This is a genomic window from bacterium (genome assembly GCA_014360495.1).
Lineage (GTDB): Bacteria > Armatimonadota > JACIXR01 > JACIXR01 > JACIXR01 > JACIXR01.
Genome location: JACIXR010000006.1, coordinates 139,798 through 154,122 on the forward strand (window position 1 = coordinate 139,798; position 14,325 = coordinate 154,122).

General features: G+C 45.6%; 11 protein-coding genes and 2 CRISPR repeat arrays (1 of these 13 only partly in view). All 11 genes read right to left on the reverse strand.

Annotated elements, in window-relative coordinates; translation table 11 throughout:
- Window positions 1-3: 3 nt before the first annotated feature.
- The 11 genes from csm5 to cas6 all read right to left on the reverse strand — a co-directional run bounded on the left by csm5 (window position 4) and on the right by cas6 (window position 13,059).
- A complete protein-coding gene (gene csm5 / locus H5T88_06660) occupies window positions 4-1,071 on the reverse strand; it encodes a type III-A CRISPR-associated RAMP protein Csm5 (protein MBC7330025.1) in 1,068 nt (355 codons plus the stop codon).
- A gap of 29 nt (window positions 1,072-1,100) precedes the next feature.
- A complete protein-coding gene (gene csm4, locus H5T88_06665; GenBank protein MBC7330026.1) occupies window positions 1,101-2,009 on the reverse strand; it encodes a type III-A CRISPR-associated RAMP protein Csm4 in 909 nt (302 codons plus the stop codon).
- The gene (csm3, locus tag H5T88_06670) at window positions 1,990-2,799 is read right to left on the reverse strand and encodes a type III-A CRISPR-associated RAMP protein Csm3 (protein MBC7330027.1); all 810 of its coding nucleotides are present in this window, start codon (window positions 2,797-2,799) and stop codon (window positions 1,990-1,992) included. Before csm3 ends, csm4 begins: the two co-directional genes overlap by 20 nt.
- A 2-nt stretch (window positions 2,800-2,801) precedes the next feature.
- Window positions 2,802-3,233: a type III-A CRISPR-associated protein Csm2 gene (csm2, locus tag H5T88_06675; protein MBC7330028.1), complete on the reverse strand. Its 432-nt coding sequence runs from the start codon at window positions 3,231-3,233 to the stop codon at window positions 2,802-2,804.
- Window positions 3,234-5,564, reverse strand: coding sequence for a type III-A CRISPR-associated protein Cas10/Csm1 (gene cas10 / locus H5T88_06680; protein MBC7330029.1), 2,331 nt, complete (start codon window positions 5,562-5,564; stop codon window positions 3,234-3,236).
- 96 nt (window positions 5,565-5,660) lie between these two features.
- Window positions 5,661-6,576: direct repeats of the CRISPR family, unit length 30 nt; unit sequence ATTTCCATTCCACTATGGTTCGATTGAGAC.
- 151 nt (window positions 6,577-6,727) lie between these two features.
- Entirely contained in the window at window positions 6,728-6,847 is a 120-nt protein-coding gene (locus tag H5T88_06685; protein MBC7330030.1) for a Dna2/Cas4 domain-containing protein, read from the reverse strand.
- A 47-nt stretch (window positions 6,848-6,894) separates the two neighbouring features.
- Entirely contained in the window at window positions 6,895-9,141 is a 2,247-nt protein-coding gene (cas3, locus tag H5T88_06690) for a CRISPR-associated helicase Cas3' (protein ID MBC7330031.1), read from the reverse strand.
- Window positions 9,142-9,831, reverse strand: a complete 690-nt coding sequence (gene cas5 / locus H5T88_06695; GenBank protein ID MBC7330032.1) for a CRISPR-associated protein Cas5 — start codon at window positions 9,829-9,831, stop codon at window positions 9,142-9,144.
- Window position 9,832: 1 nt separating this feature from the next.
- The gene (gene cas7i, locus H5T88_06700) at window positions 9,833-10,762 is read right to left on the reverse strand and encodes a type I-B CRISPR-associated protein Cas7/Cst2/DevR (GenBank protein ID MBC7330033.1); all 930 of its coding nucleotides are present in this window, start codon (window positions 10,760-10,762) and stop codon (window positions 9,833-9,835) included.
- A 1-nt stretch (window position 10,763) separates the two neighbouring features.
- Window positions 10,764-12,311: a hypothetical protein gene (locus H5T88_06705; protein MBC7330034.1), complete on the reverse strand. Its 1,548-nt coding sequence runs from the start codon at window positions 12,309-12,311 to the stop codon at window positions 10,764-10,766.
- A complete protein-coding gene (cas6, locus tag H5T88_06710) occupies window positions 12,286-13,059 on the reverse strand; it encodes a CRISPR-associated endoribonuclease Cas6 (GenBank protein MBC7330035.1) in 774 nt (257 codons plus the stop codon). The genes H5T88_06705 and cas6 overlap by 26 nt, the downstream gene beginning before the upstream one ends.
- Before the next feature lie 369 nt (window positions 13,060-13,428).
- Window positions 13,429-14,325: a CRISPR direct-repeat array (repeat unit 29 nt; unit sequence TTTCCATTCCACTATGGTTCGATTGAGAC) (it continues 1,144 nt past the right edge of the window).

Here is a 14,325-nt window from a genome sequence, read left to right on the forward strand (position 1 = left end):
TGTCTATCTCACTTCCTGCAAAAGCACCCAGCCGAACGGAGTATAAGTATATCTTTCTTTTTCTTTTCTCTTCAAGAACCTTCTCGTCATAGGAAACCTTTCCCTATGGCTCCTTTTGAAGAAATGTTGCCTTATATCTTCCCTTAAATCTTCTGGGAGAGCCAACCATATCGTCGTGGAGGGCAAGCCTCCACCCCATCCTATCCTCAATAAATAACCCTTTCCCTTCGTATCCTTCAAAAGCCATTCATAGAAACCCTTTGAAACTTTCTCTCCCTCTTGCAATTCCGCCTCCGCAACCTTGCGATAGAAGGCGTCAACCTTTGAGAGGAAATCCTCAAAGCTATTGAACAAAGGATTTCCCGCCCTTTTGAATAGCTCAAAAAGCGATTCATCAAATGAGATATTAAGCTTCGTCGCCTGCATCTTTCTCACGAATTCAAGGTAAGTAGATATCTTAGGGCGAGGCTTCCCCCTCGCGAGCGTCTCCTCTTCTCCCACACATAGAGAATCCCTTTCCCAAGGTTCCGCATCGCTCACTTTTATTACCCTTAAAATATCCGTATTGGGTGACCTCTGCTTGTTCTCCAAGCGATAATCTTCAAATATATCCTTATCCAATTCGTTATCCATCTCTTTTGCTTTTTTCCTTTCCTCCTTTAATGCTGACCGCACCTTCCACAACAAATCACTGTTTCTCACCACAGCATCATACCACAACGAGGTTCTCATTGCTCCCTTTATAGCTGTTCCCGGTATAAACGGTCTCTGATAGGCATCCCTCGTGAAGGGACGCATCTGCCTCCCCGCCGGAAGATGACAGACGAGCTCACAGGAATATAGGGCAATCCTCTCTATAAGGGGAGGAGAAAGAAGCCCTTTGTGGGAAAGATAATTTGTTAGGGAAAAGCCAGGCTGTTCAAATCCTTTTAGGAAATCAGGCAAAAGCCCCTTTTCCTGCAAGAACTTACCCAACTCCCCCTCCCTAATGACGAACAATTTCCCATCGTGAATTATATAATCAAAGGGGAAGAGCGCCTGAAACCTCCCGCCGATATGGATTGGCGACAAAGGCAATAATTTAAATTTATGCACCCTGATCATCTCATTATCACCCCCACGGGGAAAGCAAATGCATAGCGGTAGACTTTGTGAGAAAATCCGTTCGGCGTCAAATCAACCAATTGCCCTCTAATTGGCTTGTAGAAAACCGAGCCCTCGCTCAACATCCAAATCCTTTTCCTCCTTCCCTGCCTTCTCTCAAATATTGAAGATGTCCATCCGCCCCGCAGGGATAGATTATATCTACAATTAGCGAGGTCTATTTCCTCGCTCGGTGCGGGAACAACGGGGCTGAGGGTGAGGATGGCGGATGAATCGGGAGGTGGGAATAGGCTTTTCTCCTCAATTTCCACTTTGAAGTAGCCATAGCCAAGGGAACGCTCCCCGCCAATTCCCATATCTCCCAAGAGCTGAAGGGCGCCCTTGAATTTCTCCAGCATCTCCTCAGCGTGGAGGCGAAGGAGGAAGAAGAGCCCGCTTCCCTCTGGGAAGAAAAGGGCGGAGCGATGGTAAATCTGCGAGCTCATGTTTAACCTATCCAGCACCACGCTCGGCAGAACCTCAACCTCTGGCTCAAATTTCTCAAATGGGTAGGAGATTTCTTCCCCTTTTATCCATTGTGTAAATGTTTGCAAGGGGATGAATTTGCGTTTCTTCAACTCTTTTCTGAACTTTTCTTGGATTCTTGGCGTGGTGAGGGGAGGTGGGAAGAAGAGGATGTCTTTGTTAAATGGGAAAGCGGAGGAGATGAGGAACGGTGGGGAGGAGAGGAAAGAATTTAAGAGGGATTCAAGCTGGTCCTTACCGAAGAGGGCGCCATATGCGTTGCAGAAGGCGGAGAACAACAGGTCGGCAGGAACATAGGATTGGGTTGCCTCCAATCCTATCCCTGGCTCGCCTATATGGAAGGGGGAAATCGGCTTGAGCTTAACGAGATATTCTTTCATTATCAGAACTGGCTATAAAATCGGCTATCTCCTGAAGCTTAGAAAGCGCTCCATCTATATCTTCCACTTGCCATTGCTTTTTGAACTCCTCATTCCCCGTGGCATACCAATCTCCCTTGCGACATTCAATCGTTGAGAGCTTAAATTTGACTTTTCCATAGCCACGGGAGCCGTGTCCACCGAGATAATCGTCCTCCAAGAGGCGCATAGCGGTGAAGAGATTTTTCAAATCCTCCTTCAAGTCTTCCTTTTTCTCAATGGTATAGATGATTTCAAGCTTGAAGAAGGAGCCGGCGGGAACCCTCTCAATTTGGCGAGGATTGGCGGCGGAAGTTATCCTATCAATGGCGTTCTCAAATTTCCATTCGGTAAAGCGAAGCCCCGTTTCTATTTCCTCCAATTTCTCCTTGCTCTCATCTGTGAGGAAAAGGTCTCGCACGGCGAGGCGTGAGGGGATATTTTCTCCTTCATCCTTCATGGGAGTGGAGCCGAAGAGACGACATATCTCGCAGTTCTTATCTGAGCAGGCGTGTATCATCACTGGTTCATCATTAGGTCCAATATTTCTATTTATTGGCTTCTTCATTTTCCTCTCCAAGAGGGAACGCATCTTTCCCTTGAGGGAGCTTCCCGGGACATAGGGGAATTCACTGATGGGGTCGCGCACAACTGGCAAATCTACCCCGCCTATTTTCATAGCCTCCCTCCTCGCCCCTATGTGAAGCCCGGTTAAACATTTCATCTTACCTTCAATGACAACCTTGCCGAGAATCGGACGCTCTCCCTGCATAGCTACTCTTCACCTCCATGAAACTTATGGTAAGCAACAAGCCCCTCAATGAATTGAGAGAGCTTTTTAAAATCATCCAAATCCTGAACCTTGTCAATCGCCCTACTTAGCACTTCATGAAGAGGCTTGAGTTTATTCTGCCTCCCTGCTGCATATGCAAGGTGAATCTTCAATAGCTGAACTTCCTGACTTATATCTATACTCCCCTTACGAGTCCTGACTGCTGACCTAATCTTTTCAAAGGCATCCAAAACCCTTCTCAGCTGGGACATCCTCACTTTTTTCGCTAAAACCTCGCCTATTTTGTTAACATGGTCCAGCAACTCCTTGTTTTGGGCTTCCTTCAAACTTGGAAGACGATGGAGGAATTCCTTACAGCTCTTATAAACTCTATGGTCTTTTTGCTGGGCTTCTTCCCTTCTCTCAGAATTCATTTAACTTGCACCTCCTTTTTCTCTTATCAATAAGTCTATCCAATAAACTAAATAAGGGAAGAAGGGCATGTTTTCCGCCTCCAACAAAGTGGAGACAGTGAATTTATGCCATTTATCTTCCAAATCGTTTTTCTTAAAGCTCTCCCTTATCCTTCCAACTATATAGACGAGATAAATATAGGGATATATGCTCTTTTCCTTTTCCCAGCTCCTGCTAATTTCCAAAAGCCTATATAGGAAGGAGCGGGGAAGCACGAGCTCATAATGACCATCTTTTAATTCAGCGAAGTCTCTGAGAAATTCCTCCTTCCATCCCTTTATCTTAAAGCAATCCTCCCAAAGGGGCTCATTCTCTCTTTTCTGGAAGAATGAGAACCTATTTCTTCCCGAATCCTTCGCCGATTCCTCCATATCCCCGCTCATCTTCGCAATTTGATAAAGTGGCTCCTTGGGGTCGCAAACGAGATAGCCTGCGGAAATTGTGAATGAGGGGTTTTGAGTGAAAGAGGAGAACTTTTCTTGAATTTCAAATGCGCTCTCTAAAACATCGTTCCAAGCTCCAACTATGAACGCATCATCCCCGCCAGAATAAACAACCGCTACTTCCTTTCCCTTTAATATATCGTCAATATATGATTTAAAGAAAATGGTGAGAAAGCGGGAAAGCGTGGCAACTCGGGAGAAGGAATAGCGATTCTCTGGAATTCCAGCGCCGAAAATCATTCCCAAATGGTCAACATCTAACCTGAGTACGCCAATCCTTGAGGCACCAATGCCTGCCTGAGCGAATCCATCAAAATCCCTAACATCGCCATTCTCGTCCTTACTGGCGTAACGCGCGAGGGTAAGGAAATAGGTATGGGGGTGGAAGGGCAAATTGTCCGGCTTGGCGTTTATCAAGAATATCCTATCGGCTCGAGAAAGATAGGAATTCAACTCTCTTCTATCAATCAACTTATAGCGGGCATCGGGTAAAGGGATATCGCCCTGAGGATGGGCGACGAAGCAGGGTTCTTTTATTTTAGGGATAGCGCCGCCAAGTTGGAAGAGGGTATAGCAGAGGGGACAGAGATGGACTCCTTCCTCTATTTCCTTGTATATCTCGGATGGAGCTTTACACACATCGCATTCGTAAAAGGTGCCCTCGCAAGCCTCACATTTACCTTTATTGACCTCAATGGGCTTAAAGAGCTCCTCTTTCAAATTGAAGAATTTACGGTTTTTATCCATTTCCAAGCGCGAGAAGAGCTCCTTTCTTTTTTGGAGCAAAGGTTGGCTATTCAAGTCCTGAGGGGAGAGGGGAACCCATTGGAGGGCTAAATAGAGCCTTCCAGCGAACATGTCCCACAGCCATTTGTTGAGGGAATTCCTAAGCTTTGAGAGGAGATTTTCCGCATCGGGTTTATTGGGGAGGAGGATTTCAAATTGAGCGCCTCCGCAGAAGATGAGGTTAGATGGGGGAAGGTTGAACTGTTCCAAGAGCAGGGCGGCGATGTGGTGGGAGAGGAGCTCAATGTAGAGGGAGCGAGCCCTGAGGCTTTTGAGAGCTCCTTTTGATGTGATTGTATAGATGAACTTTTGGACGCCGGATAAATCGCCTCTTAGGTAGAGGAAGCCATTATCTTGGGAGTCGTAGAGGGAGAGGGCGAGGGCGCAGGTGAGTTTAAGGTGGTCGTAGAGGGAGATATCGGGCTCATTTTCTGGGTTGATTTCGTCCTGGGACAATACAATTATCGTTTCTGAGGGGATGAAGGTTAGGAGTTCCTCTAAGAGGGATAGGAGAGAGGGGATGGAGGTGATGGTGGGGATTCTTGAATTGAGTTTATTGAGGATTAGCTTATATTGAGATGTTTCAGCGGAAGCTGCTTCTTTGTTTGTTTTAGGGTAGAGGAAAGAAGGTGTGAGGGGTTGGACAGACCAGTAGGAGGGGTTGGGAGATTGTTTGTCTTGGAGGTGGATTTCCGAGAGGATGGAGCGGAGTGGAGTTTTCCTTTCCCATTTTCCTTGTTCACCAGCGGAGATGTCCTCTTTTTCTAGGCGTTCTTGGGCGCTCAGTTGGTCGGCTTGGCGGAGGAGGGAGAGGGTTTTCTCCAGGGCTGGGTAGGGGGAGGAGGAGTGGTGGTTATAGATAAGTCTTTCAACATAATTTTTAAGATTAGGGGGTAAGAGACTTGGGTGGAAGTTGGTGGCGGAGAGCCAATCAGCGCCCCACTCTTCGTGTTTTTTAGCAGATGGTTCATCGTTAGCTCTTTGGACTAACTTACCGATGTCATGTAATAGGGAGGCGAGGGTGAGGGCAAGTCTTTCCTCCTCAGGCGATAAACTATTCACACATTCACCTCCATAGATATTTTTTAGATTATACCAAAAACACAAAAAGTAGTGCAACTTTTTTAAAACTTTACTCTCCAAAATTGTTCAAAAGAGCTTACCACTCCACTATGGTTCGATTGAGACGGCTGGATATCCGCTTTGATACTTCTCGCTCGTGAGATTTCCATTCCACTATGGTTCGATTGAGACGGGCAAAGGGTAAGGGTGGATGGGGTGAGAATTTACAAAGCAATCGGATTTCCATTCCACTATGGTTCGATTGAGACTCTTCATTGCTACCATCGGTTCAGGCACCACGGTGGAATTTCCATTCCACTATGGTTCGATTGAGACTGGACAAAGCGGAGAATGGGGTGGTATTTCCTATACCCCTATTTCCATTCCACTATGGTTCGATTGAGACCCTGGAGTACCAACTTGACTTGGTAGCAAGACGATAATTTCCATTCCACTATGGTTCGATTGAGACCCTCCCCAGGTTGTGGAAATAATATTTTGGGATAAATTTCCATTCCACTATGGTTCGATTGAGACACACAGAGCCGTCTGCCGTCCCCGAGTGGTATAAGACATTTCCATTCCACTATGGTTCGATTGAGACAAGCCGTTTGCGAAGCTGATTCAGTTATTCGCAGACAAAATTTCCATTCCACTATGGTTCGATTGAGACCGTTTCTTTCACATAATTTCGTCATTCTGGTGAGCTCATTTCCATTCCACTATGGTTCGATTGAGACTTAAACTTAATTGGATTTATTTTAGTATTTGGGGCAATGGTAGAATTTCCATTCCACTATGGTTCGATTGAGACCGTGGATGCGACTCCGAACAGCCATCCGGGGGGCTATTTCCATTCCACTATGGTTCGATTGAGACTTTTGTAAATTGCCAATTTTAGAATTTTTGATTATAAATTTCCATTCCACTATGGTTCGATTGAGACTATACAGTTGGGTATGACGTTGGCGATGAGGCTACGATTTCCATTCCACTATGGTTCGATTGAGACCCAGTTTTCACACTGTTATTTTTATTTATTTTCAATCTTCTTTTATTAATTATATCATCAAATATATATTATGCAACTATTTTCTTTTACAAATTCTTTTCTTCAATCTTTTTCCCTCTCTCCCTTTACTTTTCTCTAACTCAATTTCTCCCTATTTTCCAAAAATCTCCGATAACGCATTTTCCCTTAGGTGAGTTAAGGTATGTTCCATCCTTATCCCCTTGCTGTATAGCCATAGTTTACGAGGGCATATCAATAAATAATTTACCATCAACCCACCTATCCTCAGTTCCTCTAATTCCTCTTGTGTTAATCCTTTCAATCTATCAATATTCCCTCCCTTCTTTCAAACTCTTTCAGTTCTTCCTCCGCGAATCCTATTTCCTCATTATAAGGCAGCCCGCAAACGAGAAAAATCTTCCCCCTCACTTCTAATTTGTTGAACAATCCTTTCCCTTCCTTCTCGCTATAAGCTATCCACCAAATGGGAACGGGGACGAGATGCCGGAGAACAAAGCTTATGTCTAATTCCCCTTTACATTGCGCGATGACATCCCAGGGAACAACATCAATAGTGGGACAATGTATATCTCGGGTTTTGAAAGCCCTTCCTTCCTCTTCATTGAATCTGATCTCCTCAGGACTGTGCCCAAATACCACCGTCTCGCGAAACAGCTCGGGAAGTGGAGAGCGAATATTCAATTTTTCATCTTCGTATGCCATTGATGTTATTTCAATAAGCTCCCCCTGAGAGAAAGCTTTCTCCTCCAACAGCTCCCAACTCCTCTCCATAATATTTTTCCTTTCTTTATAAGGATTGAAATCTGGAGGGCGAAAAACATAGAGATAGTAATCTCCCTTGTCCCCCCTTCTATTCAATCTTCCAGCCCTTTGAACAACGCCATCTATTGGAGCTAATTCTGTGAACATCGCTTGGGATGAGATATCTAAACTCACCTCTATCACTTGAGTAGCTACCAACACGAAGGGCTCATCGCTCTTTAATCTTTTTATTATCTCTCGTTCCTTCCTTCTCCTGTGGGCATAGGTGAAGCGAGAATGGATGAGAAGGCAGGGTAAATCCTCATTTCTCAATTGACGATAGGCACTTTGAGCCCTTCTGACCGTGTTAAATATGAGAAATTGCTTTTCTCCACTTTCCGTCCTCTTTTTTATCTCCTCCAAGACACTGTCGTTGAGATTGCCTTCCTCGTCAATCAAAAAATCGTTCTTCTTTTTCAATGTGAAGCGAACGATTTCGTTTCCTTCCTCATCCTCAATTAACGGATAATCCTTCAGGTCCAATTCTTTGAGGAGGAATTCAGGAAGGGTGGCGCTCATTATGAGATGTGGTATTTGCATTTTCCTAAGAAGGCGGAAAGATTCCCTTAAATTGGCGAGCATCAAATAGTCGTAAGCATGGATTTCATCAAATACTATCGCTGATGTTTGAAGGTTTCCGAAGGCGAAATCGGATTGAGGAAATCCGTGAACAAAGGAGAAGAGTATATGGTCCACGGTGGTCACGACTACTGGCTTCCCCATAACCTCACCCCAAAGATTTTCTTCCCTCAAAAATGGAAGGAGCTCTTCATTTAGGACCTCTTGTTCTGTTCCAAGCTTGAGTTTTTGCAGTTCAGCCTGCTCCAATAGGCTTCTTCCGTGATAGAGGGCTACAGCTTCATCGCCGAAGAGCTCTCCCAACCTTTCCCGCATAGCATTTGATGTAACTTGAGTAGGCATAGCGAAGATGAGTCGCTCAACCGTTCCGTTTTCCCAAAGGTTGCGAAACCAGAGGAGGGCAGCTTCCGTTTTGCCTCTCCCGCAGGGAGCACGCAAAACGATGTATTTCTCTTTGGAGGCAGATAATTTCTCTTGGAATGGATAAGCTCTTCTTCCTCTTAAGATTTCCTCAATGGAAGGGGGCTTAAAGGATGGCGCCTTTACCTCCTCTCCAAGGGAAAAAGCCTTGCTTGCAAGCCAATCGCTCAACTTGAGGAGGGAAAGAAAATAGGTGAAAACGCTTTTTATCTTCACCTCTCCCTCTTCCTTGCATTTTTTATTTATCATCTCCTGTAGGGCAAGGACCATCTTCTTGGCTTCTCCAAGACAAAAAGAGGGAACAGATAGAGAGGGGTGGATTACTATTTTAATATCCGGCTCGGAGGAGAAGACATCGGAATGAAGGCAAGAATGATGGGCGAGAATGAGGCAAAGGATGAGTAGGGGTTCATCGCCTCCGAAAACATCTTTTAGGTTAGCCTTTTTCAACTTATCATACGCTATGGGGAGGGCGATGAGACGATGGGATACAGGTGATTGTTTGTTTTCTTTTATCGCCCGCTGAAACTGTTCACTCGCCTTACCGACATCGTGGAGACGCACTGCCCAACGCAGGTTGTCCTTGGCTAACTCAACATCAATTTTCCAGCGGTGGCAAAAGCTGGCGAATGTGGGACGATTTAGGAGCTCTTCCAAAATGCTCAAACAGGCATTTGTGTGCTCCTCAAGGGATTGAGAGGAGCCATCCTCTCTCCTTTTGCCGAGAAGTTCTTTAGGATACATTTATCGGGATTGGATGGCTACTCTATTGTATAGGGGGACGCCTTCGTTATTGAAGAAATAGAGCTCCAAAGGGAAGTTGAGGGTGAAAGGGAAGCGTTGGGGAAGGGAGAAGATGGGAGGTTTTTCTTTCTCCACATAGGTCAAAGGGTAGGCTATATATTCGCATCCCTCATATATGCCAAAAATCAAGCCCCAAACTTCTCTTCCTTCCCCCTTTTTCACTTCTCCCTCCCATACCACATCCACGATAACCATATCGTCGGATTGACCAAGGTAGAGGGGGCGGAATGGATTGCGGAGGGAGGAGAGCAAATCCCGAAGGAAGTCTTCTTTTTCGCTCGCTATGTAGAGCATATAAGAGGGGCGGACGAGGAAGTAGCGATACATAGGGGAGGAGGGGAAGGAGGTTATCCTTCCCGCTCTCCTTTCCTCTTTTTTCAATTTGAGGAGCTTAGCCAACTCTCTTTGGCATTTGTCCAATTCCAGTGGTCTTATGTTCATCAGGAGGAGCTTTTCCGCTTCCTCGGCGAATTGGGGATACTCCGTCAGGTAGATTCCCTTGGCGTTACCCAGCATTCCTATGATGGTGGTGAAAGGAGGAATTGGGTGGGTGAGGACGAGGGATGTGGATTTTGGATGGCGGAAGCAGGCGAAATAGGGAAGGGTTAGCTCTACCTTAGCGCCCAGCATCCTAGAGAATGAAATTCTTCAGGCTTTCCAAAGCTTCCCTTGGTGTATCCAGTAGCTCAACGCCTTCTTCTTTAAGGAGCTCTTTTACCTCGTCTCCGTTGGTTATTACACCGTCAAGAAGACCGGCGAAAATCTTCAGACTTTCCTTCTTGACTTCTCTGATTATCTGCTGGAGCACAGTGAGGTTTAGTTTGCAGTCATTCTCAAGGGAGAGTGCTTTCTGCAGGCGATGGGAGTAGTTGTTTTGAGCGGCGGCAAGTAGGATATCGGGAGTGAAGTCGGTGAGGAGGCGAGCCTGCTTTGAATAATCGGAGAAATCCGCGATTGCTGAAAGCAAGAGGCTTAGGCGTTGTTTCCTTTCCTCCTCTGGGACGACTTCCTTGAATTCAATTCTATTTATGTCGTCTTCTCCTCTTTTCAGTTCCTCTATTCTACCCAGCCTGAGCAAATCAACGCAGACGCCTGCCTTATAGATGTTGACGGCAAGTTCAACATTAACGATGTCCCCCTCAAGTTGACCTTCTTGCAGTCTATGCCTGCGGGTGAGGAAATCAACAACTGCGTTTTCATCATAGGGGAGGAGACCCATTGCTGGGGATACTTTGACGGGTGAAAGGCGAATGTCCGCTCCTCCTCTCTTGCCTGCTTCTCTTCTTATAACCCCCATATAGCCGAAGAGGTCGCAGAGGATGCAATTTCTTACATCTCTGCAGGTTTCCCCTATATCGTTGGGCGTGCAAACGGAGGAAGAAGGGACTTCTCGGCGAATTGCTTCCTTCAGATAGAAGCGCATCGCCTGACCGCTGACATAGGGATACTCTTTTCCTTGCCAGCGATATCTCTTGATGTCAATCAGCTGGCTCCCGCCCTCGCCGGAGTTGAGGTTGGTCAAGCCGGTCTTGGAGAGCCACACCAAACTTACCGCTTTCAAATCATTTCTCATCTTGTGTCTTCCTCCTTTCTTGTAATTTCATTTTGGCATATTCCACGCTTATGAATATGCCAAGCGTGCTTAGTAGGTCTTGAAATATCGTTTCCTTTTTGTTCACCATATTAACCAGCTCGCTAAGGGAATCGGGGGAAAGAAATTGTGCCTTAGTTTCAGCGAAGTCTATTCCAGCGAGTAGATGCCCTATTTCTTTCAAGGAGCTGAGCAAATCGGAGCTGGTTCTAACCCTATCCAAAAAGTTATAGAGGACGGAGGGCTTGTTGCGGAGGTCGCTTATAAGGGCTATCGTTCGCCCTGCTTTCCGCAGAATCTCCAATTCATGTTCAGTGAGCATTTCATTACACCTCCATATTTTTATAAAATTGAATAAATTAGTCTCAAGATTTTTGGGAACGAAGGGTATCCAGCGAGGATTGGGCTGTAGGCGGCGCGCGAAGGAAGTGTAATCATCCTGAAGAAAACTGCGGGAAAGTTCTTCCCTCAAGTTATTCGTGAGTTTCCCATTTTCCGTATTAAATTTACCTTCTCCTACATTCCTCAACACAATCAAACCTAACAAATCGCTATAGGGTTTGAGGTCAGATTGAACGCACTCAACCAAGGCATCTTTTACCTTCTTTGAGATGTAAAAACCTTGAAAGTCCACATTCTTCATTCCACTTCCTTCCGGGATACGAAGCAGCCACCATTCCTCTGGGATGATTAGCGCCACTTCTTGCAGGCTCTTTACTTCTCTTTCGGCAACCTTCTGCAGTAAGTTCTCAAGGAAAGTGAGGAGAAGGGAGAAGCGAGAGGGTGGGGAATGAAGGGTTGGGAGCTTGACATTGGAAGTCTCTTCAGAACGGGCGAGCTCGGTTGATAGGCGGTTTTTAAGGCTTTGGAGCTTGTAGGGAGAGGAAGCGGGATAAGGAAGCCAGAGGAAGGAAACAGTTTGTTTAGGGGCAATCTCAACCCTGCTTCTATAAGGGAGGGAAGGGTCAGCCCAGCCGAGGCTGGCTATCAGATAGCAGAGGGGGCAAACGGAATAATAGGTCTTTTTGCCTCGCTTAACGAGATAAACGGAAGTGGTGAGGGAGGCTGCTTTAGTAACGAAAGGATAAATCCCCTGCGTGAGTTCAACTTGGGCGGGGAATCCCCCGCAGAGAAAACAGGTATTTTTGCCCCGAGGTTGTTCGGAGGGGAAAGCCTTCTCTAAGAGTTCCCTTCTTTCCTCTTCCCTATATGTGAGGGGGAATTGGGCAGGAGGTTGTGGGCGGAAGGGAAGGTAATGCTTCCATTTTTGAACCTTTGTTCCACCTCGTTTGTCTTCCCGAGTGAATTGAAGATTTGTTTCTGTTATCTGCTTGATTGAATTTTCCAAAACTTCTATGAAACGCTCTCTGTTAAGGACAGCGATATCCAAGCCATAAGCGTTGAGTTGGGTATCAACGGCATCGGGAAATTGTTGATGAAGGTCATCTAAGAGCTTATGGAAGTAAAGGAGGGCGTTATCAAGGTAGGGGTCGTTATAAAATGGGATGGTGATTTGCAAGGGATTCACCCCCTGGTAAATCTTGTTTAAAGGAGAGCATACCGAAACCGCAGGCGTTGTGCTCTCCTAAGCCGACATCATAGGCGAGATTAATGAGGTGGTTATCTCCTCTAATGATTAGTTCCATATCCCAGCCGCGCACATCTATTCCCTTGATTTTGAAGAGACGGGAGCGGAAGGGGGGCTTAACTTCAATATCAAGCTCACCTGGAGGGAGCCAAAAGGCTTCTGCTTTGTTTAAGAGGTTATCTTTAAGGAGTTTGGGGAAGAGTTCCTCATCTGGGGAGAGGTATCTTTTGAGGAATTTCTCACCTTGTTTAAATCCTGTGGAGACGGAGATAGGGGAGAGGGTGGAGAAATGGGAGGTTTGGGGGAAGGAGGGGTTGGAGATGGAGAGGACTTGGAGGATTTCAACTTCATGTGGTCCGAGTTTAATGGAGGGGAAGTGGAGGAGTTGTTCGGCAAGGAGTTGGCATATGAGTTGGACCGGGGAGGAGATGAACCATTTGATTTCCCCTTTAACAAGGAGCCCTTTTTTGATAGCTTTTTTATTTGATGGGTAGAGGAGGGAGAAGTTGAAGGGTTTATAGCGTTTATTTTTCAGGCTAACACCTTCTTGGTGGAGCCAAGAGGCGAAGTTTTGGCTTTTAGCGCCGATGAGGCGATAGATGAGACCTCTGAGCCAATCTAAGTAATTCCAAGGGAGGAGAATCTCCCTAGGGGTAGAGAAGACAACCATCAATCTCATATTTGAAAGTTTTACCATTTTTTAAGAATTTAATCAATATCTTACGAAAACACAGTTCGCTAATAAAGAAATAAAAGCGAGGGTTGGGCAGGGATTTCGTGAGCTTTGAGAGCCTTTTCCTCTTTCACTACACGGAAAGCGATAAGGGGAAAGGGGAAAAAGGGAATGGTTCATATTCCAAAATGGTTCGATTAAGCCCCCTCTATATATTTATACCATATCCCGGCGATACTTACTTCCACACCACCGCAATCCCATTAATACCCCTCTAATAAATAATTATAACATTTTCGTGCCAACACTGACCACTCCACCATCGTTTAACTGAGTTCCCCTCTATATATATTATACCATAATGAGGTCACACTAATCTCCATTCCACAATGGTTCGATTGAGACGGGGAGTGTGAAGAGACCCCTAAGTTGGTAGAGGTTGTTTATTATTTCCATTCCACTATGGTTCGATTGAGACCTGGTTTCAGTCAGTGCTGTGGAGTTTGTCCTTGATGATTTCCATTCCACTATGGTTCGATTGAGACACGGCGTCAGGCACCCGATCATCCGTGCAGATACCAGATTTCCATTCCACAATGGTTCGATTGAGACCAACAAGATGAAATCCCCATAAGACCATTTGAGATTGATTTTCCATTCCACTATGGTTCGATTGAGACAGAGCGAGTATCTGGTGCTGGAGATTTCTAACTGCGTTTATTTCCATTCCACTATGGTTCGATTGAGACACAAGTGCCAAGAGAATGTTGAGACAGATGATTGAGCAATTTCCATTCCACTATGGTTCGATTGAGACCCGGACAATTTCTGCTGAGGAAGTCGCACCCGAGGTATTTCCATTCCACAATGATTCGATTGAGACGAAAAGTTGAGGGGGTATACTGGCAATTGTGTAGAGTTTTCCATTCCACTATGGTTCGATTGAGACGAGGAAAAGGAAAAAAAGACTTGACGCTGACTTGCTTTTTTTCCATTCCACTATGGTTCGATTGAGACCAAACCTCCCTTTTCTTTTTTTTCGTCCACTTAAAGTTTTCCATTCCACTATGGTTCGATTGAGACATGGACAAAGGCGGAGGGGAGGTTTGAGTGGCATTGATTTCCATTCCACTATGGTTCGATTGAGACTTTGCTGGGTGTCCAAATCTTCAAGCTGAAGGATTACTGTAAAGGATTTCCATTCCACTATGGTTCGATTGAGACCGACATCAAACGTGCACTCGCTCAGGCGAAGGGGATATAATTTCCATT